Here is a 20,090-nt window from a genome sequence, read left to right as displayed (position 1 = left end):
CGCTCGCGCCGTGGGCCGCGCTGGTCGCGGCCGTCGTGACGACCGGCGGCTTCCACGAGGACGGCCTGGCCGACACCGCCGACGGCCTCGGCGGCGGCCACACGCGCGAACGCAAGCTCGAGATCATGCGCGACAGCCGCATCGGCAGCTATGCGGCGCTCGCGCTCGCGGCCGTACTCGGCGGCAAATACCTCGCGCTCGCGAGCCTCGCGCCGGCCTCGCTGTTCGCCGCGCTGTGGCTCGGCCACGTGCTCGCGCGCTGGTCGGTGCTGCCGCTGGCCGCCGCGCTGGCCTATGCGCGCGAAGGACAGGCCGCGAACAAGCCCGTCGCCGACGGCATCGGCCCGGTCCAGGTCGCCGTCGGCAGCCTGTTCGCGCTGCTGCTCGTCGCACCGTTCGGCCGGCCGGCGCTGCTCGCGGCGATCGCGAGCCTGCTCGTCGCGCTGCTCGCCGGCGTCTACTTCCGCGCCCAGCTCGGCGGCATCACCGGCGACACCCTGGGCGCGGCCAACCAGGCCGTGGAGCTGACCTGCTATCTGGTCTGCGCGGGAGCACAACGATGGATCTGATCCTCGTGCGGCACGGCGATTCGGAAGCCGCCGCCGGACTTTGCATAGGCCACACCGACGTGGCCCTGTCGAGCAGCGGCTTCCTCGCGATCCAGCGCCTGGCCGCGCAATGGCAGGGCGAAGCGCCGCGCTTCCTGTTCACGAGCGACCTGCGCCGCGCGCAGCAGTCGGCCCAGGTGTTCGCGGCGCGCTTCGCGACCGAACCGCTGGCCGATCCGCGCCTGCGCGAAGTCAACCTCGGCGAATGGGACGGCCAGCGCTGGGACACGATCGCGAACGGCGACGCCGCACGCTACCGCCACTGGGCCGACAACTGGATCATCCAGGAAGCGCCCGGCGGCGAGAGCTTCAGCGACGTGATCCGCCGCACCGGCGCCTGGCTCGCCGCGCTGCTCGGCACCACCGGCGACAACGACTGCGTGCTGACGGTCGCCCACGCCGGTTCGATCCGCGCGCTGCTCTGCCATGCGCTCGGGCTGCCGCCGGCGCGCGCGTTCGCGCTGCAGGTCGACCATGCACGCGTCAGCCGCATCCGCTATCGCCTCGGACAGTTTGAAGTAAGCTACACGAATGCCTCGTGCTTCGAGTGCGACTAGGCTTCCCACTTCCCGCTTCGACGCCGCATCCGGCACGTCTCCCATGGGCAACCGACTCTCCAAGATCTATACCCGCACCGGCGACGACGGCACGACCGGCCTCGGCGACGGCTCGCGCGTGCGCAAGGACTCCGCGCGCGTCAACGCCTACGGCACCGTCGATGAACTCAACAGCACGATCGGCATGCTGCTCGCGCAGGATGTCGGCGACGACATCGCCGAACACCTGACCCAGATCCAGCACGACCTGTTCGACCTCGGCGGCGAGCTGTGCATACCGGGCATGGCGATGGTGTTCGACGCCGACATAGAGCGGCTTGAGAACGTGCTCGACCGCTTCAACGACGACCTGCCGCCGCTCAAGGACTTCATCCTGCCGGCCGGCGGCATGGCCGCGGCGACCTGCCATCTCGCACGCACGGTCTGCCGCCGCGCCGAGCGCGAAGTCGTCTCCCTGGCCCGGCACGAGAGCGTGCGCGCCGAGGCGACGCGCTACCTCAACCGCCTGTCCGATCTGCTGTTCGTGCTGGCGCGCGTGCTCGCGCGCCGCAGTGGCCACGGCGAAGTGCTCTGGCAGCACGAGCGGCGCAAGAAGCCGGCCGCGACCTGAGCGCCGCGCGCCGCCATCGCCACGGAATTCCGATGCACCTCGCCCTGTACACCCATGCCAGCTGCCTGCGCCACGAGCCAGGCGCCGGCCATCCCGAATCGCCGGCGCGGCTGCGCGCGGTGCTCGAGGCGCTGGACACCGACCGCTTCGCCGTCCTCGACCGCATCGAAGCGCCGCCGGCCACGCGCGAGCAGCTGCAGCGCGCGCACAGCGCCGACCACGTCGCGCGCATCTTCGCGCTAGCGCCGCAGGCCGGCGAAAGCCAGCGCGTCGACGCCGACACGGCCATGTCGGAAGGCTCGCTCGACGCCGCGCTGCGCGCGGCCGGCGCGGTCTGCCGCGCGGTCGACGACGTGCTCGACGACCGCCAGCAGCGCGCATTCTGCGCGGTGCGTCCGCCGGGCCATCACGCGACGCACACCGAAGCCATGGGCTTCTGCCTGTTCAACAACGTCGCCGTCGGCGCACTGCACGCGCTGTCGCGCGGACTGCAGCGCGTGGCCATCGTCGACTTCGACGTGCACCACGGCAACGGCAGCCAGGACATCTTCGCGGCGGATGCGCGCGTGATGTACGCCTCGACCCACGAGATGCCGCTGTATCCGGGCACCGGCCTGCGCCGGGAAACCGGCGTCGGCAACCTCGTCAACGAACCGCTGCCCTCCGGCGGCGGCAGCGGCGAATTCCGCGCGGCCTATCGCGAACGCGTGCTGCCGGCGCTCGACGCGTTCGCCCCGCAGCTACTCTTCATATCGGCCGGCTTCGACGCGCACCGGCTCGATCCGCTGGCCGATCTCAATCTCGACGCGGCCGATTACGCCTGGGTCACCCACGAACTCGTCGCGATCGCGCGCAAGCACGCGCAGGGCCGCGTCGTGTCCAGCCTCGAAGGCGGCTACAGCCTGACGGCACTGCGCCAGTCGGTGCCGGCGCACGTCTCGGCGCTGCTGGACTGAACGCGACGCGCTGCAAGGGCAAGTTCCGGGACTCGCCGTGCCAGGCCGTCAGAACGCCGCCTGCGGTCCGACGGCGACGAGGCTGCCGTCCGATGCGCAGTCCAGCGCGTAGCTTCCGGGACGTGCGGAGCAGGATCACCGGAATCGGCCATCGCATACGGTTTTCCCTGCAAAACCCTCGACGGAGCCCGGTTCTACAAGCCCGTGCGCGACGTTCGCTGAACTGCGCGCCTCAGGTCTGCGCTGACAGCTTTCCGCCCGAACCATCGTCCTAGGCCGCGAAACCCGCACGCCCGGCGGGTCGCCGTTCGAGGAAAACCGTCATGCGTCGCCTGTTCCTGAGCCTGGCCGCCCTGGCCTTGACCTGTCTCGCCGCCGCGCGCCCGGCTTCGGCATTGAACCTGCCGTGGTTCGAAGGCGTGGCCAAAGACATCGGCAGCAACTTCGCCTGTCTCAGCGATCCGCCGATCTTCCAGATCCGCGTCCAGGCCTATGCGGGCTACAGCCTGCTGCCGCCGAACCGCACGCCGGCCGTCGGCGAAGTGTTCTACGCCCACCTCGTCATCAGCCATCCGGGCAATCCCTGCGGCGGCAGCGCGATGGGCATCGAGATGCTGCTGCCGCCCGGCGTCACGCCGGCGATCTCGGCCGAGAACCCGGCGTTCTGCTTCGCACGCGTGCCGAACGGCCCGCGCCTGATCAATCTCGCGAACGACAGCGGCTACGGCTGCCCGCAGCAGCTGAGCCAGGGCCTGGAGGGCTGGGCGATCCGCGCGCCGCTGAACACGCAGGCCGGCGGTGCCTGGCTGTCGTTCCAGGGCGTCTGGCACGAGTTCCTGATCCCGGTCGTGTCCGACCGCATCCAGAACGGCACCAAGCTGCGCTTCAAGGTCAACCCGGACATCGGCGTGAACGGCTATCCCGAGGCGCTGCTGTTCGTCAACAGCGACGTGCTGTTCCGCACGTCCGGCGAAGGCAACGTGCTGTCGCTGGACGTCTGCACCCTGACGCCGATCGCCCAGGGCTGCCAGTGAATCCGGCTCAGTCGGCGCTGAAATCCAGCGCCGCCGAGTTGATGCAGTAGCGCCGACCGGTCGGCGCCGGCCCGTCCGGGAACAGATGGCCCAGATGCGAGTCGCAGCGCGCGCAGCGCACCTCGATCCGGCGCATGCCGTGGGATTCGTCGAGATGCTCGCTGACCGCATCGGCGGCGAGCGGCTTCCAGTAGCTCGGCCAGCCGCTGCCCGAATCGTATTTCGCGTCGGAACCGAACAGCTCGGCGCGGCAGGCCGCGCAGTGGTAGGTGCCGGTCTCGTGATGGTTCCAATACTTGCCGGTGAAGGCGCGCTCGGTGGCTGAGCAGCGGCAGACGGCGTACTGGTCCGGAGTCAGTTCATCGCGCCATTGCGCGTCGGTCTTTTCGATCTTGGTCGTCATGGTCGTGCTCAGATGGAGGCGGGGCCGGCCGGCGCAAGGGCACCGTCCGGGTCGCGGCTGAGGGGGCGTGTCGCGGCCCGACCAGGCTGTACCGTCAAGCACTTGGCGCCGCGCCGATTGCTGCCGCGACCGGCTTTCGGGCATCTTACGCGCCTCGCCGTCTGCCAAAGACCTGCCTGTGCCGCGCAATCTTTCGCGTACCTTCCGCCTGCGCCACCTGGTGCAGGCCACCGTCCTGTGCCTGTACGGCGCCGGCGCCTATGCCGCCAATCCGGCGGCCTGCCTGCCCGGCAGCGACCAGTGCCCGCGCAAGTCCGACGACTTCCGGCTGTGCAAGCCCAACGCGCTGCTGTCGTTCTACGAGGCCGGACTGCCGACCACGGGCAAGCGCGAGGACGCCGACACCGACTTCGCGGCCGACCGTTTCCAGTCCGCCGACTCGAGCAAGTACGTGCTGCAGGGCAATGCGCGCGTGCAGCGGCTGGACCAGCTGATCCGCGCCGACGAGCTGACCTACTGGACCGAGACCACGGCCTGGATCGCCAGCGGCAACGTGCGCTACCAGGACCGCAGCATGCTGCTGTCGGCCGACAAGGCCCAGGGCAAGACCACGCCGAACACGGCCGTGCTCGACGGCGTGCGCTTCCAGATGCTGAGCTCGCGCGGCAACGGCCGCGCGCAGCAGGCAGAGCTCATCGACGACGACCATGCGCGCATGAGCGTCGTGAGCTACTCGACCTGCGATCCCGATCATCCGAGCTGGGAGATCCGCGCGAAGGACCTGGCCATCGACCAGGCGCAAGGCATCGGTCGCGGTCACGACGTGACCCTGCGCGTCGGCGACGTGCCGGTGCTGTGGCTGCCGTATGCGCGCTTCCCGACCGACGACCGGCGCCAGAGCGGCTTCCTGTACCCGAGCTTCGGGTTCAATGGCAACAGCGGTCTGGATCTGACCCTGCCGTATTACCTGAACCTCGCCGAGAACTACGACATGACCCTGTATCCGCGCCTGGTCACCCAGCGCGGCTTCATGGCCGGAGCGGAGTTCCGCTACCTCACCGACAGCAGCCGCGGCCAGATCGACGGCAGCTGGATGCCGAACGACCGCCGCGCCGAGCGCGAGCGCGGCCAGTGGCACTTCGACAATTTCACGTCGCTCGGGCCGAACTGGAATTTCTCGGCCAACGTCAACGGCGTGACGGACAAGCGCTATTTCGAGGACTTCGGCGACAGCCTGTCGGCGATCGCGACGAGCCTGCTGCCGTCGAACGCGTATCTGAATGGCCGCGGCCGCGGCTGGAGCTTCGCCGTCGGCGGCGACAAGTACCAGATCACCGATCCGACCCTGCCCGACCAGTTCGAGCCCTACATGCGCCTGCCGCGCATGACCTTCGACGCCGACATCGGCCTGGCCGGGCGCCTGCGAGGCGGCGTCAAGTCCGAGTTCGTCGCGTTCGACAAGGACTGCTGGCGCGACGACAGCGGCGCGCGCGTCTGCCCGACCACGGGCCAGCGCCTGGATCTGTATCCGTACCTGAGCCTGCCGCTCGAAGGCGCGGCCTGGTTCCTGCGCCCGGAAATCGGCGTGCGCCACACGCGCTACGACGTCGAGACCGAGATCGACCGGCACACGATCGGCGCGACGCCGCAGCGCACCGTGCCGATCGCGAGCCTCGACGCGGGCCTGATCTTCGAGCGCGACGTGAACCTGTTCGGCAGCGGCTACACGCAGACCCTCGAGCCGCGCCTGTTCTACCTGCGCGTGCCCTATCGCGACCAGGACGCGCTGCCGGTGTTCGACACGCAGCTGCTGACCTTCGACTTTCCGCAGCTGTTCTCGACGAACCGCTTCACCGGCGCCGACCGGCAGATGGACGCGAACAACCTGACCGCAGCGATCACGACGCGCCTGCTCGAGACCGATTCCGGCGCCGAGCGCCTGTCGGCGAGCCTCGGCCAGATCCGCTATTTCGACGACCAGCGCGTGCAGCTCTACGGTGCGCCGACGAGCTATTCGGGCTCGGCCTACGTGGCCGAGGTCGACGTGCACTTGTCGGACAAGTGGCGGCTCAAGGTCGCCGACCAGTGGAATCCGAACGGCGACCGCACCGACCTGTCGGCGATCAGCCTGCAGCGGCGCTTCCTCGGCGACGGCGTGCTGAACCTGTCCTACCGCTACCGCCGCGACTTCCTCGAGCAGACCGACGTGTCCGCGTCGATCCCGCTGAACGAGCGCTGGCGCCTGATCGGCCGCTGGAACTACTCGCTGCGCGACGGCAAGCCGCTGGAGAACCTGATCGGCGTCGAGCACGATTCCTGCTGCGTGATCTGGCGACTGCTCGCGCGCCACTACCTGCGCACGGCCGGCGGCAAGGCCAACGACGCGCTGTACTTCGAGATGGAGCTCAAGGGACTCGGCGCGATCGGCCAGAAAACGGGCGATTTCCTGCGCCGTGGTATCCTCGGCTATCAACAGTAACGACTGTACCGGTGCCTGCGCGTTCAGGCACCAGTCCGGGGCGCCGTGCACACTCGTCGCCCCGTCCGCTGGCCGGCCCGGCCCGCGGAATTTCCAAGCTCTACACGGACCTGCGATGAACAAGCTTGCGCCTGCGTTTGTCCTGCTGACCACCCTGCTCGCGGCCGCCGCGCCGTCGCAGGCCCAGTTTCTGACCCCTCAACCCGAACAGCAGCAGGCCGCCCAGACGGCGGCGCCCGACGACGGCACCCTGGACCGCATCGTCGCGATCGTCGACGAAGACGTGGTCCTCAAGAGCGAGCTCAACCGCGCGGTCGGCCAGATCCTGGCGCAGTACCGGCGCAATCCGCAGCAGTTGCCGCCGCGCCCGGTGCTCGAGCGCCAGGTGCTCGACCGCCTGATCATGACGCGCCTGCAGGTCGCCAAGGCCGGCCAGAGCGGCGTGCGCATCGGCGACGTCGAAATCGACCAGGCGGTCGGCAACATCGCGCGCACGAACAAGATGGACGTCGACCAGCTGCGCGCGGCGATCGCCCGCGACGGCCTGAGCTACGAGGAATTCCGCCGCAACCTGCACGACGAGCTGCTGACCCAGCGCCTGCGTCAGCGCGTCGCCCAGTCGACCCAGGTCAGCGACGCCGAGGTCGACATCATGCTCGCCGGCAACAGCCTGAAGTCCGGCGAAGTGCATCTGGCCCACATCCTCGTCGGCGTGCCCGACGGCGCGAGCGCCGAGCAGATCCAGGCCGCGCGCGAGAAGGCCGAGCGCGTGCAGCGCGAAGCCGCCGCACCGGGCGCCGACTTCGCCGCGATCGCGATCCGTTCCTCCGACGGCCAGGACGCGCTCGACGGCGGCGACCTCGGCTGGCGCCGCTACGACCAGGTGCCCGAGATGTTCGCCGACCTGCTGCAGGGCATGGGCCCGGGTCAGGTCTCGCCGGCCGTGCGCGGACCGAGCGGCTTCCACATCCTCAAGCTCGTCGAGCAGCGCGCCCAGGGCAAGCAGCTCGTGACCGAATTCCATGCGCAGCACATGATGGTCAAGGTCAACGAACTCGTCAGCGAAGCCGACGCGGAAAAGAAGATCAACGAGCTGCGCCGCCGCATCGAAGCCGGCGAGGACTTCGCGAAGCTGGCAAAGTCCGACTCCGACGACGCGACCAGCGCGAACGCCGGCGGCGACATGGGCTGGTTCCCGATCGACACCTACGGTCCGCAGGTCGGCGAGGTCATCTCCAACCTCAAGGACGGCGAGATCAGCCAGACGTTCCGCAGCAACGCCGGCTTCCATTTCGTGAAGCGCCTCGGCATGCGCGAGCTCGACCGCACCGAAGAGGCGCGCCGCACGCAGGCGCGCGAAGCGATCCAGCAGCGCAAGGCCGAGGACGAGTTCGACAACCTGCTGCGCCAGCTCAAGGCCGAGGCCTACATCGAATACCGCCTCGCCGGCTACGACAGCAAGGGCGAGCCGACCGGCAGCTGAGCCCCGTCCGGCGCGAGCGGATTCCATGAACGCGCTGCCGCGACTGGCCGTCACGCTCGGCGAACCGGCCGGCATAGGCCCGGAACTCGTCGCCGAGCTGGCCCACAGCGACATCGCCGCCGACCTGATCGCGATCGGCGACGCGAACCTGCTGCAGTCCGCCGCGGCCTCGCGCGGACTGCGCCTGGCACTGACCGCCGACGACGGGCTGCCGCTCGCGCAGCGCGCGCCCGGCAGCCTGCGCCTGGTACACGAGGACGCCGCCGCGGCCGTCGTGCCGGGCCGGCTCGACCGCGCCAATGCGGGCTACGTGCTGTCCACGCTCGCGCGCGCCGCCGACGGCTGCATGGCCGGCGAGTTCGACGCCGTCGTCACCGCGCCGGTGCAGAAGAGCATCATCAACGACGCCGGCATTCCGTTCTCGGGCCATACCGAGTACTTCGCGCTGCGCGCGAACGCCGAGGTCGTCATGATGCTGGCCGCCGGCAGCCTGCGCGTCGCGCTCGCGACGACCCACCTGCCGCTCGCCGCCGTGCCCGCGGCGATCACGCGCGAGAAGCTCGAGACGACGCTGCGTATCGTGCACGCGGACCTGCAGCGCAAGTTCGCGATCGCGCAGCCGCGCATTCTCGTGCTCGGGCTCAATCCGCACGCGGGCGAAGGCGGCCATCTCGGCCGCGAGGAGATCGACGTCATCGCGCCGCTGCTGGCCGAGCTGCGCGCCGAGGGCTTCGCCCTGACCGGCCCGCTGCCGGCCGACACGGCCTTTCTGCCCGGACCGCTGGCCGAAGCCGACGCGGTGCTCGCGATGTACCACGACCAGGGCCTGCCGGTGCTCAAGGCACTGGGCTTCGGCCAGGCGGTCAACCTGACGCTCGGCCTGCCCTTCATCCGCACGTCGGTCGATCACGGCACGGCGCTGGACCTGGCGGGCCGCGGCCTGGCCGACCCCGGCAGCCTGCTCGCCGCGACGCGGCTCGCGCGGGAGCTCGCGCTGAACCGCTGACACGCCCCGACGCCAACGGGGCGACGGTGCCAGGTCAAGATCGCGCTTGGGTTCCGGTTACGGCGGCAGACGCCGATTTCCATCGGCACCTCGACGTTGCGGTTCGCTGCGCTCACCACGACCTGGGCGATTGCGTAGATTGCCGGCGAACCGCAACACCGCGGACGTCCTTCACGCCGGGCGAATACCCTGTCCGCAACACCTCGCCAGTCGCCCACATCCGGGATGAGGCGCAAATCTACAAGTACTCTCGTGGAAATTATTCTCAGCCGTCCTTGCCCGCGCACGGCGCCAGCGCCGCCGTCGCCGCGAGCGCCGTGCGCCGCTGCGGCCAGCGCAGCTTCTCGAACACGAGCATGACCGCGAGCAGCACGAGGCCGAGACCGACGATGACGGCCGCCGTGATCGCCTCGTGCAGGAACAGCGCGCCCCAGACCTGGGCGAACACCGGCACGAGGAAAGTCACCGTCGTCGCGCGCTCGGGGCCGGCGTCGCGCAGCAGGCGGAAATAGACCACGAAGGCCAGCGCCGTGCAGATCAGGCCGAGCGCGACCAGCGCGAGCCCGGGCGCCAGCGGCGGCAGCTGCGCCGGCAGGTTGCCGAACAGCAGCGGCGACAGCAGCAGCGCCGCGCCAATCTGGCTGCCGCCGGCCGTGACGACCGGATCGACGCCGTTGAACAGGCGCTTGAGCTCGGCCGCGCCGAGCGCGTACAGCGCCGCGGCGAGCAGGCCCGCGACGAAGGCCAGCATCGTCGCGGCGGTCAGGGTGACCGTGCCGAAGCGCGCGATCGTCACGACGCCGGCCAGGCCGACGACGACGCCGGCGAGCTTGGACAGCGACGGCCGCCGGCGCTGCAGATACCAGCCGAGCAGCACGGCGAACAGCGGCACGGTCGCGTTGAGCACGGCCGAATAGCCGGCCGGCAGGTGGTGGGCCATGTAGGCGAACAGCACGAACGGCACGCCGGCGCTCAGCGCGCCGATCCAGGCGTAGCCGCGCCAGCGGCGGCGCCAGTCCAGCGACAGCCCCTGCACGCGCACGAGCGCGAACAGCACGAGCGCCGACAGCGCTATGCGCCCGGCCGCGGTGAAACCCGTGCCGAACTCGGGCACGGCGATACGCATGAACAAGAACGAGCCGCCCCAGATCATCGCCAGGGCCAGCATCCGCAACAGCATTCCCGCAGTCATCGTGAATTCCTCGGCAGCGACGCCGCGCCGGCGGTACCGGCCAGACGCCGTAGGCCGCAGATGCTAGGCCTGGAAGCGGCGCCGAAAAATCGATACTTTCTGCGCCGGACCGTTAGGAAAACTCACGATGCGCGCCTGGCAACACCTGCCCGCCCTGCGCACGCTGCGCATCTTCGAATGCGCCGCGCGGCACCTGAACTGGTCGCGCGCGGCCGAGGAGCTGCATCTGACTCACGGCGCCGTGAGCCTGCAGATCAAGGCGCTCGAAGACGAGCTCGGCCTGAAGCTGTTCGAGCGCAACGGCAAGAAGACCTGGCTGACCGACGCGGGCCAGCAGCTCGCGGTCGGCGTGCGCGAGTCGCTGGACCAGCTCGCCGCGACCGTCACGCGCGTGCGGGAACGCGCCGCCGGAAACGTGCTGACCCTGAGCGTGCTGCCCTCGTTCGCGGCCGCCTGGCTGGTCGGCCGGCTCGGCGGCTTTCTCGCGCGGCATCCGGACATCGAATTCAACCTGCAGAGCAGCATCAACCTGGCCGACTTCCGCAACGACGGTGTCGACGTGGCGATCCGCTGGGGCAACGGCCCCTGGCCCGGCCTGCGCTGCGAGAAGCTGCTCGACGACGAGCTTTTCCCGGTAATGAGCCCGCGCCTGACCCGGCGCAAGCTCAAGCATCCCTCACAGCTGCTCGAGCTGCCGCTCGTGCGCATCAAGCAGCAGACGCGCCTGAACGACTGGACGCGCTGGTTCGCCGCGGCCGGCGTGGACGCACCGCCGCCGCGCCGCGGCGCGGTCTACGACGACACCGAGCTGGCCTTGCGCGCCGCCGCCCAGGGCCAGGGCGTGGTGCTCGCGCGCAGCTCGCTGGCCGGCGGCCGCCTGGCCAGCGGCGAACTGATCGCGCCGTTCGCGCTGCGCGTGCCGGCCTTCTACGCGTACTATCTCGTCTGTCCCGAATCCCACGTCGAGAAGCCCTCGGTGCAGCAGTTCCGCGCCTGGCTGATCGAGGAGCTGGCGAACTCCTCGCCGCTCGCACCGCCGCCCGAGGCTCCCGCTTGAAGCGCTACCCGCCCGCCAATCCGATCGCCGACACTGCCGCGACGCCGCAACGGCACGTACACAAAAAGCAATTTGGACAACACTTCCTGCACGACCCGGGCCTGATCCGGCGCATCGTGCAGGCGATCGCGCCGAAGCCCGGCGACCGGCTCGTCGAGATCGGCCCCGGCGAAGGCGCGATCACCCTGCCACTGCTGCGCGAGCACGGCCGCCTGACCGTCATCGAGCTCGACCGAGACCTGATTCCGCGCATACGCGCGGCCGCCGAGGGCATCGGCGAGCTCGAGGTCGTCCATGCGGACGTGCTGACCGTCGACTTCACCGCGCTGGCCGCCGGCACGAAGCTGCGTCTCGTCGGCAACCTGCCGTACAACATTTCCAGTCCCATCCTGTTCCACTGCCTGGACCATGCCGCGTCCATCGTCGACATGCACTTCATGCTGCAGAAGGAAGTCGTCGACCGCATGGCCGCCGTGCCGGGCAGCAAGGTCTACGGCCGGCTCAGCGTGATGCTGCAGCTGTACTGCACGGTCGAGCCGCTGTTGAAGGTGCCGCCGGGCGCGTTCACACCGCCGCCGAAGGTCGACTCCGCCGTCGTGCGCCTGACTCCGCTGCCGCCGGAGCGCCGCCACGACGCCGATCCGGCGCTGGTCGGGCGCATCGTGCGGCACGCGTTCGGCCAGCGCCGCAAGACCTTGTCCAACGCGCTGCACGACGTCGCGACTGCGGCGCAGATCGAAGCCGCCGGCGTCGATCCGCGCACGCGTGCCGAGCAGCTCGCGCCGCTGCAGTTCGTCGCGATCGCGAAGGTCGTGGCGGCGGGCTGACGTCCACCGCGTCCTGCGCGCCCACTGAGAGAATCGCGCCCTCCGAATCACTGCTTCCTTGCCGACCGCCGTCGGCGGAGCCGGACAGCTCGCTCTGTCCGCGAACGGGAGGGGGCCATGATTCGATATTTCGGCATCGCCGCGGCGCTGCTCGCCGCTGGTCTGTCCGGCTGCGCGGTCGGACCGATCGCGCACGACAACAAACCCATGCGCGACAAGGACGGGTTCTTCGTCGCCGCCGCGCAGACCGGCAGCGACGGCGCAGCGAACGCGCCGGCCCGCGGCGGCCGTTGCACCGACGACTTCGAGCCGAGCTACTGCAATGCGCTGGAACTCGCCGACGGCTACCGCCGCGGCTACATGCGCCGGGCCGGCCGCATTTCCACCCTGCGCGAAACCAGCGGCCTGCTCGCGATTCCCGCCGCGGCCGCGGCGCTGTACTACGGCCTGAGCGGCCGCGAGGTCTTCAACGACCGCATCCTGCGGCTGTCCGTCGGCGCCGCCGGCGTCTACGCCGCCGGCAACTGGTCGCTGAAGGCCACGCGCGAACAGGTCTATCTGTCCGGCGCGCGCGCAATGACCTGCGCGGCGATCCAGTCGCTGCAGTTCGTCGTGCCGAAAGCGATTGCGAACAAGAACATCGGCGACGTGCTCGCGGATCTGCGGGCAAGGATCGACACGCTGCAGGCCACGCTGGAGCGCGGCCGCCTTTCCGACACCGTGCGCGAGCAGGCCATCGGCGCCGTGAACGACGCCAGCGACGTCTACGCGAACCTGAGCTATCTGCACGGCGAAACGAAGCGGGCCGGCATCATCCTCAGCGCGCGCGTGCTCATGATCGACGCCCAGGTGCGCGAAGCCGTCAGCCGCAATTCGCCGACCCTCGACAGCCTGCGCGAATTGCTCGGCGGCCTGCAGGGCTATGCCAAGACCTTCGGCAGCGATCGCGTCATCGCCGCGCCGGCGCAGGTCGAACAGGGCACTGCATCCTCGGCAGACTCCGCGGAGCTCGCGGCGCAGGCGATCCGCGAAGACGCGAAAGCACGCGAGGACATGTCGGCGCTGAGCCGGTCGGTCGGCGAGGCGCGCGTCTATCTGCGCCATGCGGACTCGGCCAAGACCTCGTTCGAAGCCGTCGCCGCGTGCGCGCCCGAAGGCGGCAGGACCTTCCAGATCCTTCCCGACAGCGGCAGCGTCGAGATCACCGCGACGCAGAGCTATTCGATCACGATCAACGACCGCGTCGGCCATCCGGTCGTTGCGCTCGGCGGCACGCCGAACGCGGCGGTCAAGCTGCAGCCGGTGCAGATCGGCAAGAGCGACGACCAGTACGTCGCCGTCGTGACGACCGAAGCGACGACGCAGGCGATCAGCGGACCGGTGCTGTCGATACGTTCCGCCAACGGCCTCGAAGGCCGCGACATCGCGATCCGTGTGGTGCCGGCACAGCAGGCGGCACCCGCGAATCCGACCCCGGCCCCCGCAGGAACCGCGAAACGCGGCGCAGGCGAGCCGCGCTATCCGGCCGAGCGGGATTTTCTCGACAGCACGACCGATCTGTTCGCCGTGCAATGCCTCGTCGGCGCCGATCCCGACTGCCGCATCGGACCCGAAACACGCGCCGCGATCCGGAATTTCCGCGCAAGACAGGGCCTGACCGGCGACGACGAGATCAATCAGCCGCTGGTCGATGCGGCCAAGGCCGCACCGCATTTCAACGACCTGTTCACCTGCGCCGCGTTGGCTGAAAAACCCGAAGAACGCCGGCAGGCCTGCAGGAAACCGGGAGCGCCGCAATGACTCGCACCGAAAGCAGCATCGAGACCGCCTACCGCTGGCTCAGCCGCCGGCGCATCGAAGGCGACGCCGCCGAAGCCGCGCTGCAGGCGCGCTTCCGCCGCGCCTGCCGGCGCTGGTTCCGCAACGCCAACATCCGCGGCATCGGCACCGGTCTCAAGCACGTGCGCGACGTGGTCACGCCGGTGCCGGCGCTCTGCGTCTACGTCCAGCGCAAATCGCTGCAGCCCGGCCGCCCCGTTCCGCCGGTGCTCTACCTGCCGCCCGACAACCGGCCGGTGCTGACCGACGTAGTCGAGCTCGAACGCGTGCGCGCCGCCTGCCAGGCCGGCGGCAAGATCTGCAACGCGAAGGCCACGGCGAAAGCCGGCACGGCGACGGCGTATCTCGAGAAGATCAACGAACCCGGCAGCAGCTATCTGCTCGGCTGCGCCCATGTGCTCGCGCCCGCCGGCGCCACGGTCGGCGACACGATCCAGTGCCGCCACGACGGCTGGAACGACGCGGGACTGCTGACGTCGCGCTTCGCGCGGCTCAAGCCCGGCACGCAGTCGGCCCAGCCCGACTTCGCGATCGTGAGCGTGCCGCCGCCCGACGCGGCGGACCTTACCATCGCGCCGACGGCGAAGCGCTTCGCGGCCGAGTTCCGCAGCAGCGTGATCCAGGGCGAGACGCTGGTGATCCACGGCAGCGTCGACGATAAGGCGCATATAGTCACGGTCACCTCGCCGGCGACGACCGTCGACATCCACTATCCGGGACCGCCGGCCGGCAGCGTACGCTTCAGCGACTTGATCGTGACGACCAAAGGCTCCGAGCCCGGCGACAGCGGCGCCCCCGTCGTCGACACGGCCGGCCGGCTCGTCGGCTACGTGGTCGGCGACAACAGCGAGAAGAGTTTCATCCAGCCGATAGCGCCGGTGCTCAAGGCGCAGGCCATGCGTCTCTACGGCAGCGGCGGCAGCGCCTTCTCCGCCGCGCTGGGCGCGGAAGGCGCACAGCCGCCGGCCACGCTCAGCGTCGCCGGCGCGATCGACACGCTGGCGCGCACGATCTGGGGCGAAGCGCGCGGCGAGAAGAAACCCGGTCGCGTCGCCGTGGCCTGGGTCGTGCTCAATCGCACCGCCGACGCGCAGAAGCGCTACGGTCAGAGCATCGAAGCCGTCTGCCTCAAACCCAAGCAGTTCTCCTGCTGGAACGCCGGCGATCCGAACCTCGCCAAGCTCAAGGCGGTGACCGATGCCGACACGGCGTTCCGCGAATGCCTCGACATCGCCGCGGCCGCCGTCGGCGGCAAGCTGTCTCCCGATCCCGCCGATCCGAACCGGCCCAAGGACCCGACCAAGGGGGGGAACCACTACCACACGGTGGGTCTGCAGCCGCTGCCGCACTGGGCCGAGGGCAAGACGCCGACGGCGACGATAGGCCGGCACGTGTTCTACCGGCTCTGAAGGCCTTGCGCGTGCGACCGGATCCGCTTCGGCCCGCACGCGCTTTAGCCGCATGAGCGCAGCAGGCTCGGCGTCGCGGCCGCATGCCTGCGCGCCGGCACGTGTCTATGCCGCGTCGGCCTTCGCTCCCCATACCCGCCAGCGCCGCTTCACGCCGAGCGCATGCAACAGTCCGAACAGCAGGCAGACCGCGGAGCTGACGACCCAGAACGTCGCGCTGTTGCCGGGGAAGTACGGCACCAGCACGACGGCCGCGGCCGCGCGCAGCAGATAGATGCCGGCGATCAGCAGCAGCGCGAGCCGCGTCAGCGGCAGGAGCCGGATCACGCCCGCGCCGGACAGCGCATACAACGCCCAGATCAGCAGTACGCCGGCAATCGTCAGCGCGGCCTGGTTCGGATAGGCCTCGCCGCGCGCGGCCATCTGCGCCATGCGCTCGCCGGCGCCGAGCCAGCGGTAGGCCGGCGGCCCGAGGGCGATGCAGGCCAGATGCAGCAGTGCCGCGAACGCATCGGCCGCGGCGGCGGCGATCAGCAGGCGGGATGGAGAATTCGGCACTGGCGGCTCCGGCCGTGAGGTTGGCGGTTTTCGGCGCTCGAACGCCGTTCGGCGGGGCGCCCGCGGGCGCTTCGCATCTTCCCGCGGAGCGCGTGCGGCGTCGATGCGGCTCAAGGCCGCGCCGGCCCGGCGGACGCGCCGGTACAGGCAGCTTGGGTCATCGCCACGAGCTGTTGCGCCAGCGCCGCCGGCGCCAGGGCCAACTCGCCGCGCAGCCAGGCATGCACGACGCCGAGCTGCATCTCCGCAACCAGCACCGAGGTCGCCCTGCGGCGCGCCGGATCGAAGCCCGCTTCGGCGAGGCGCGTCTCGATCAGCTCGGCCAGCACGCGGCCGACCGCGCGCCGCGAGGATTCGCGGTGTATCGCGCCTTTATTGCTGCGATTGGCCCAGAAGTGATCGAGGCTGGCCTGCACGGCCGCCGGGTCCGGCGCCGCGTCGACGGCAGCAGTCAGGCCGAGCAGCGGATAGCGCACCGTGTCGCGCATCAGATCCTGCTTGCTGCGGTAGTGCTCGTACAGCGTCGAACGGCCGACGCCGGCGCGCGCCGCGATGTCGGCCATCGAGATCTCGTCATAGCCGCGAGCGAAGAACAGCTGGATGAACGCCTGGCGCACGAGGTCGCGCGTGCGCTTCGCGCGGGTGCCGGACCGGGGCGGCTTCATCGCGTTTCCGGACGATTGTGAGACGGCGTCCGGAATCGCCGCGCCGTCGCGCCGGGGCGGCGCCGGCGCCGCCTAGACTGGCGGCCACACCGCCCTGGGGAAACCGCATACATGACGACGAACGACGGCAACGGCCCGGCTCCGCGGATAATCGACAGCAATCGTATGCTAGCGGCGCTGATCGCCGCTGCGACGTTGCTGGCCGTGGCGATGATGGCGCATCACCCGACCGCGCACGCGGACGGCATGAGCGAGCTCGTCGCCGAGATCGCGCGCAAGTCCGCGCTGAACGGCTTAGTGCACGGCACGCTGATCGCGTTGCTCGGCGTGCTGCTGTTCGCGTTCGCCGAGTTCTCGGCCCGTCCCGGCTTCGCGCGTCCGCTGACGCGCGCCGCCTGGCTGGCTTTCGCGATCGGCGCCGCCGCGGCGATGGTCGCTGCCCTGATCAACGGCTTCGTCGTCGATGCGCTGGCGCAGCGCTATGCCGACGCCGACACGGCAGCGCTGGAGTCGCTGCGCCATCTGTTGCGCCTGTGCTGGCGCTTTAATCAGGCGTTCGCTGCCGCCGGCGAGATCGCCCGCGGCCTCGCGATCGTACTGTGGTCCTGCGCCCTGCTGCGCCTGGACCGCAGTCGTCTGCTCGGCGTCGCCGGATTGCTGCTCGGCGGCGTGCCCGTGCTGCTGGTGCTCGCCGGCACGCTGCGGCTGGACCTGCACGGTGCGATGCTCGCGCTGCTCGCCGCGGCGGCGTGGAACCTGATGCTGGCGATCCAGCTCTGGCGCGGCCGGGCGTGAGCCGCGCTTTCGCGCGGCGCGCTAGCGCTGCAGCGCCGCGCGGAATTCGGCCAGCGCGCGCGCGTGCAGCGCCGGCGGGCCGGCGAGCAGGCTCGTCGTCGCGAGATCGGGCGCATTGCCGGCGAGATCGGTGACGGCGGCGCCGGCCTCGCGCAGGATCACGACCAGCGGCGCGACGTCGAGGATGTTCAGATCGGATTCGACGACGAGGTCGATGCAGCCGCGCGCGAGCAGGTGGTAGTGCAGGAAATCGCCGTAGCCGCGCGTGCGGCCGCAGCGCTGCACCATCGCCGCGAGCACCTGCCAGCGCGCGTCGCGCGACAGGGTCTTGACGTTGCCGAAGGAGATCGCGGTCTGCGCGGTGAAGTCCTCGGCCGCCGACACCTGCAGCCGCTCGCCGTTGAGCCAGGCGCCGCCGCCGCGGCGCGCCCAGGCCAGCTCGCCGTATTCGGACGCGCAGGACACGCCGAGCACGAGCTCGTCGCGCCAGCGCAGCGCGATCTGCGTCGAGAAGAACGGATAGCCGCGCACGAAGCTCTTGGTGCCGTCGATCGGATCGATGAGCCAGAGCCAGTCGCTGTCGCCCTCGCGGCCTTCCTCTTCGCCGTAGTAGGCATGATCCGGAAACGCGGCACGCAACACCTGCTTGATCGCCGCTTCGGCAGCGCGGTCGGCGACGGTGACCGGCGTCTCGTCGGCCTTGATCTCCACCTCGAAACCGCCGCGGTAGTAGCGGCGTATGACCGCGGTCGCCGCGTCGGCCGCGGCACGCGCGACGACGAGCGCCTGATCGAGGAATTCGGCCGTGGGCTGCATGGACGGCTCCGCGCTCAGAACAGCTTGAACAGCTGGCCGTTGATCTTGAGCAGGCTGCTGCCGTCGCCCTGGGGCTCGCCGATGTAGCGCAGCGCCTCGGCGACCTGCGTGTCGCCGTTGCGCGGCGCGAGCCGCGCGGTCGCGTTGAACTGGCCGGAACGGATCGCGAACTGGCCGACGATCTCGAGGTTGCTCGCGCCGTCGTCCTTGACCGTGCCGGCGATGCTGCCGTCGGGTTGCGAGGAGAATTCGGCGAGCAGGTCGCCGAGTCGCGCCTCGGCTTCGCCGCTGACGGAGGCTTCGCGCCAGCGCGCGCTGCCGCGCGCGCCGCTGACCCAGCCGCCGGCCAGCCGCGCGTCATCGACGCGGCCTTCTATCGTGCCGTGCAGCTTCAGCGCCGGAATGTCCAGGGCCGGTGCGGCGGTTTCCGCGGGCAGCTGGAACGTGAGGTTCTGTACGAGCACGCTGCCGTCGGCGTCGCGCGTGACGTCGCCGTCGAGGGTCAGCGCGCCGCCGCTCAGGCCCACGCGTGCGACGACGCGGCGCAGCAGCAGCGGCGACTTTTCCACGGTCCACTGCATGGCGCCGAGCGGCGTGCCGAACGCGGCGACGGCCGAGGCGCGCCCCTGCCAGACCGTGCCGGACACGCCCGACAGCTGCAGCGGACCGAGGTCGGGCTTGAGCCAGCGCAGGGCGAGCTCGGCCGGCAGGGTCCAGGCGACCACGCCGCCGATCACGGCGAGCAGCACGAGCAGCAGGAACAGGCGGCGCAACAGTTTCATGCGGGAGTCATAGGCGTTGGTGAGGGGAGTAGGTTCGCCGGTCGCTCAGGGTTCTTCCAGCGTGACGCGCGCGTTGACGCGGCCGTTGCCTTCGGCGCGGTCGGCCGAGAGATCGGTCGCTACCACGCCGAAATCGCGCGCGAGGCCTTCGAGCCAGTCGGCGATCGCGTCGAACGACGCCCCCTCGAAGCTCACGCGCACGCTCTTGGGTCCGACCGGCTCGACGCGGCGCAGTTCATTGGCGAGCTGGGCGCCGCGCGCGGTCGCGTCGGCCAGCGCGAGCAGCGACTTGCCCTGGCGCTCGACCTTGGCCTGGGCGCCGAGGCCACGCAACTGGGCGACGCGCGTCGCATCGCTGCGCATCTGCTGCAGCTCGCTGCGCTGCACCTGCACGCGTTCGCGCAGCTCGCCGCGCGAACGCTGCAGCGGATGCCAGACGAACGCCCAGACCAGCAGTACCGCGGTCAGCGTGCCGCCGATCGCGAGCACCTGCCGTTCGCGCGGTTCGCGAGCGTTCCACCAGGCGCGCATCACGGCGCGGCTCCGCTCAGGCGCATGCGCCCATCGACGCCGTTCTGGCCCGGATTGGCCGCGGTCAGCTCGACCTTGAGGCCCGGCAACGTGGCCAGCCGCTCGCGCAGGGAGTCCAGGGTCGGCACGTCGGGCGCGGTCACGGCCAGCTCGAGGGTGCCGTTGCGGAACTCGATGCCGCGCGTGGTCAGGCGCGTCGTCGAGCCGAGTATCGGCGCGATCTGTCCGAGCGTGCGCAGCAGGCCGCCGGCGGATTCGCCGCCGCCGAGCCGCGCGAGCGCGCTCTTCATGAGCGCCGGCGGGTCTCCGGCGACTTTTTCCATTTCAGGAAAACTCTGCACGAGCACGTCGCGCATCGCGTTTTCCAGTCCTTCGGACTCGCGCGCGAGCGCGAAGCGTTCCAGCGCGAGCTGCACAAAGGCCAGCACGACCAGCGCGGCCGCGGCGGCCGCGGCGCGGCGCCACCAACGCGCGGCCGGCGCG

Annotated in this window: 21 protein-coding genes; 13 read left to right on the top strand and 8 right to left on the bottom strand. The window is 70.5% G+C overall.

The features are described 5' to 3' along the window. The 5 genes from NON22_RS07645 to NON22_RS07625 all read left to right on the top strand — a co-directional run. The coding region (locus NON22_RS07645; protein ID WP_257386340.1) for an adenosylcobinamide-GDP ribazoletransferase at positions 1 to 569 on the top strand (569 nt) is incomplete at its 5' end. Continuing rightward, a complete protein-coding gene (locus NON22_RS07640) occupies positions 560 to 1,165 on the top strand; it encodes a histidine phosphatase family protein (protein WP_257386339.1) in 606 nt (201 codons plus the stop codon). The genes NON22_RS07645 and NON22_RS07640, both read left to right, overlap by 10 nt. Positions 1,166 to 1,208: 43 nt before the next feature. Next, positions 1,209 to 1,775 carry a cob(I)yrinic acid a,c-diamide adenosyltransferase gene (locus NON22_RS07635; RefSeq protein WP_257386338.1) on the top strand — a complete coding sequence of 189 codons (567 nt, stop codon included), beginning with the start codon at positions 1,209 to 1,211 and terminating at the stop codon, positions 1,773 to 1,775. A gap of 32 nt (positions 1,776 to 1,807) precedes the next feature. Continuing rightward, a complete protein-coding gene (locus tag NON22_RS07630; protein ID WP_257386337.1) occupies positions 1,808 to 2,731 on the top strand; it encodes a histone deacetylase family protein in 924 nt (307 codons plus the stop codon). Positions 2,732 to 3,054: 323 nt separating this feature from the next. Continuing rightward, positions 3,055 to 3,765, top strand: coding sequence for a hypothetical protein (locus NON22_RS07625; RefSeq protein WP_257386336.1), 711 nt, complete (start codon positions 3,055 to 3,057; stop codon positions 3,763 to 3,765). A 7-nt stretch (positions 3,766 to 3,772) separates the two neighbouring features. On the opposite strand, the gene msrB is transcribed toward NON22_RS07625, so the two are convergent. Continuing rightward, positions 3,773 to 4,168, bottom strand: a complete 396-nt coding sequence (gene msrB / locus NON22_RS07620; RefSeq protein WP_257386335.1) for a peptide-methionine (R)-S-oxide reductase MsrB — start codon at positions 4,166 to 4,168, stop codon at positions 3,773 to 3,775. A 178-nt stretch (positions 4,169 to 4,346) separates the two neighbouring features. Here msrB and NON22_RS07615 point away from each other — a divergent pair, with 178 nt between their 5' ends. The 3 genes from NON22_RS07615 (at position 4,347) to pdxA (ending at position 9,136) form a co-directional block, all read left to right on the top strand. Beyond that, the gene (locus NON22_RS07615) at positions 4,347 to 6,647 is read left to right on the top strand and encodes an LPS-assembly protein LptD (RefSeq protein ID WP_257386334.1); all 2,301 of its coding nucleotides are present in this window, start codon (positions 4,347 to 4,349) and stop codon (positions 6,645 to 6,647) included. A gap of 115 nt (positions 6,648 to 6,762) precedes the next feature. Beyond that, on the top strand, positions 6,763 to 8,130 hold the full coding sequence (locus NON22_RS07610) for a peptidylprolyl isomerase (RefSeq protein ID WP_257386333.1): 1,368 nt from the start codon (positions 6,763 to 6,765) through the stop codon (positions 8,128 to 8,130). Positions 8,131 to 8,155: 25 nt separating this feature from the next. Further along, positions 8,156 to 9,136 carry a 4-hydroxythreonine-4-phosphate dehydrogenase PdxA gene (gene pdxA, locus NON22_RS07605; RefSeq protein WP_257386332.1) on the top strand — a complete coding sequence of 327 codons (981 nt, stop codon included), beginning with the start codon at positions 8,156 to 8,158 and terminating at the stop codon, positions 9,134 to 9,136. Positions 9,137 to 9,401: 265 nt separating this feature from the next. On the opposite strand, the gene NON22_RS07600 is transcribed toward pdxA, so the two are convergent. Beyond that, positions 9,402 to 10,328, bottom strand: a complete 927-nt coding sequence (locus NON22_RS07600; protein WP_257386331.1) for a DMT family transporter — start codon at positions 10,326 to 10,328, stop codon at positions 9,402 to 9,404. 127 nt (positions 10,329 to 10,455) lie between these two features. Here NON22_RS07600 and gcvA point away from each other — a divergent pair, with 127 nt between their 5' ends. From gcvA to NON22_RS07580, 4 genes are all read left to right on the top strand, one after another. Then, positions 10,456 to 11,385 carry a transcriptional regulator GcvA gene (gene gcvA, locus NON22_RS07595; protein ID WP_257386330.1) on the top strand — a complete coding sequence of 310 codons (930 nt, stop codon included), beginning with the start codon at positions 10,456 to 10,458 and terminating at the stop codon, positions 11,383 to 11,385. Between the two features lie 23 nt (positions 11,386 to 11,408). After that, on the top strand, positions 11,409 to 12,212 hold the full coding sequence (gene rsmA / locus NON22_RS07590) for a 16S rRNA (adenine(1518)-N(6)/adenine(1519)-N(6))-dimethyltransferase RsmA (RefSeq protein WP_257386342.1): 804 nt from the start codon (positions 11,409 to 11,411) through the stop codon (positions 12,210 to 12,212). Between the two features lie 117 nt (positions 12,213 to 12,329). Beyond that, positions 12,330 to 14,012: a hypothetical protein gene (locus tag NON22_RS07585; RefSeq protein ID WP_257386329.1), complete on the top strand. Its 1,683-nt coding sequence runs from the start codon at positions 12,330 to 12,332 to the stop codon at positions 14,010 to 14,012. Continuing rightward, positions 14,009 to 15,460, top strand: a complete 1,452-nt coding sequence (locus NON22_RS07580) for a cell wall hydrolase (protein WP_257386328.1) — start codon at positions 14,009 to 14,011, stop codon at positions 15,458 to 15,460. Before NON22_RS07585 ends, NON22_RS07580 begins: the two co-directional genes overlap by 4 nt. A gap of 105 nt (positions 15,461 to 15,565) precedes the next feature. Here the strand turns inward: NON22_RS07580 and NON22_RS07575 are convergent, their stop codons facing one another. Both NON22_RS07575 and NON22_RS07570 read right to left on the bottom strand, forming a co-directional pair. Beyond that, on the bottom strand, positions 15,566 to 16,018 hold the full coding sequence (locus NON22_RS07575; RefSeq protein ID WP_257386327.1) for a hypothetical protein: 453 nt from the start codon (positions 16,016 to 16,018) through the stop codon (positions 15,566 to 15,568). A gap of 110 nt (positions 16,019 to 16,128) precedes the next feature. Then, the gene (locus NON22_RS07570; RefSeq protein WP_257386326.1) at positions 16,129 to 16,683 is read right to left on the bottom strand and encodes a TetR/AcrR family transcriptional regulator; all 555 of its coding nucleotides are present in this window, start codon (positions 16,681 to 16,683) and stop codon (positions 16,129 to 16,131) included. 111 nt (positions 16,684 to 16,794) lie between these two features. On the opposite strand from NON22_RS07570, the gene NON22_RS07565 reads away from it, so the two are divergent. After that, the gene (locus NON22_RS07565; RefSeq protein WP_257386325.1) at positions 16,795 to 17,478 is read left to right on the top strand and encodes a hypothetical protein; all 684 of its coding nucleotides are present in this window, start codon (positions 16,795 to 16,797) and stop codon (positions 17,476 to 17,478) included. A gap of 21 nt (positions 17,479 to 17,499) precedes the next feature. Here NON22_RS07565 and NON22_RS07560 read toward each other — a convergent pair whose 3' ends face one another. The 4 genes from NON22_RS07560 to gspL all read right to left on the bottom strand — a co-directional run. Beyond that, a complete protein-coding gene (locus NON22_RS07560; protein WP_257386324.1) occupies positions 17,500 to 18,294 on the bottom strand; it encodes an inositol monophosphatase family protein in 795 nt (264 codons plus the stop codon). A 14-nt stretch (positions 18,295 to 18,308) separates the two neighbouring features. After that, positions 18,309 to 19,076: a type II secretion system protein N gene (locus NON22_RS07555; RefSeq protein WP_257386323.1), complete on the bottom strand. Its 768-nt coding sequence runs from the start codon at positions 19,074 to 19,076 to the stop codon at positions 18,309 to 18,311. Between the two features lie 45 nt (positions 19,077 to 19,121). After that, a complete protein-coding gene (gene gspM, locus NON22_RS07550) occupies positions 19,122 to 19,607 on the bottom strand; it encodes a type II secretion system protein M (protein ID WP_257386341.1) in 486 nt (161 codons plus the stop codon). After that, a partial coding sequence (gspL, locus tag NON22_RS07545; protein WP_257386322.1) for a type II secretion system protein GspL occupies positions 19,607 to 20,090 on the bottom strand: 484 nt, incomplete at its 5' end. The genes gspM and gspL, both read right to left, overlap by 1 nt.

Source organism: Tahibacter caeni (genome assembly GCF_024609805.1).
Lineage (GTDB): Bacteria > Pseudomonadota > Gammaproteobacteria > Xanthomonadales > Rhodanobacteraceae > Tahibacter > Tahibacter caeni.
Note: the sequence above shows the minus strand (reverse complement) of the source record. Positions and strands in the feature narration are given on the sequence as shown.

What these genes read in the sequence shown, in the direction of transcription:
- NON22_RS07560 (WP_257386324.1), bottom strand. Translation starts at nt 18,294, where the DNA reads ATGCAGCCCACGGCCGAATTCCTCGATCAGGCGCTCGTCGTCGCGCGT.
- NON22_RS07635 (WP_257386338.1), top strand. Translation starts at nt 1,209, where the DNA reads ATGGGCAACCGACTCTCCAAGATCTATACCCGCACCGGCGACGACGGC.
- NON22_RS07630 (WP_257386337.1), top strand. Translation starts at nt 1,808, where the DNA reads ATGCACCTCGCCCTGTACACCCATGCCAGCTGCCTGCGCCACGAGCCA.
- NON22_RS07565 (WP_257386325.1), top strand. Translation starts at nt 16,795, where the DNA reads ATGACGACGAACGACGGCAACGGCCCGGCTCCGCGGATAATCGACAGC.
- msrB (WP_257386335.1), bottom strand. Translation starts at nt 4,168, where the DNA reads ATGACGACCAAGATCGAAAAGACCGACGCGCAATGGCGCGATGAACTG.
- NON22_RS07600 (WP_257386331.1), bottom strand. Translation starts at nt 10,328, where the DNA reads ATGACTGCGGGAATGCTGTTGCGGATGCTGGCCCTGGCGATGATCTGG.
- NON22_RS07555 (WP_257386323.1), bottom strand. Translation starts at nt 19,076, where the DNA reads ATGAAACTGTTGCGCCGCCTGTTCCTGCTGCTCGTGCTGCTCGCCGTG.
- NON22_RS07610 (WP_257386333.1), top strand. Translation starts at nt 6,763, where the DNA reads ATGAACAAGCTTGCGCCTGCGTTTGTCCTGCTGACCACCCTGCTCGCG.
- NON22_RS07585 (WP_257386329.1), top strand. Translation starts at nt 12,330, where the DNA reads ATGATTCGATATTTCGGCATCGCCGCGGCGCTGCTCGCCGCTGGTCTG.
- pdxA (WP_257386332.1), top strand. Translation starts at nt 8,156, where the DNA reads ATGAACGCGCTGCCGCGACTGGCCGTCACGCTCGGCGAACCGGCCGGC.
- NON22_RS07625 (WP_257386336.1), top strand. Translation starts at nt 3,055, where the DNA reads ATGCGTCGCCTGTTCCTGAGCCTGGCCGCCCTGGCCTTGACCTGTCTC.
- NON22_RS07580 (WP_257386328.1), top strand. Translation starts at nt 14,009, where the DNA reads ATGACTCGCACCGAAAGCAGCATCGAGACCGCCTACCGCTGGCTCAGC.
- NON22_RS07570 (WP_257386326.1), bottom strand. Translation starts at nt 16,683, where the DNA reads ATGAAGCCGCCCCGGTCCGGCACCCGCGCGAAGCGCACGCGCGACCTC.
- NON22_RS07640 (WP_257386339.1), top strand. Translation starts at nt 560, where the DNA reads ATGGATCTGATCCTCGTGCGGCACGGCGATTCGGAAGCCGCCGCCGGA.
- gspM (WP_257386341.1), bottom strand. Translation starts at nt 19,607, where the DNA reads ATGCGCGCCTGGTGGAACGCTCGCGAACCGCGCGAACGGCAGGTGCTC.
- gcvA (WP_257386330.1), top strand. Translation starts at nt 10,456, where the DNA reads ATGCGCGCCTGGCAACACCTGCCCGCCCTGCGCACGCTGCGCATCTTC.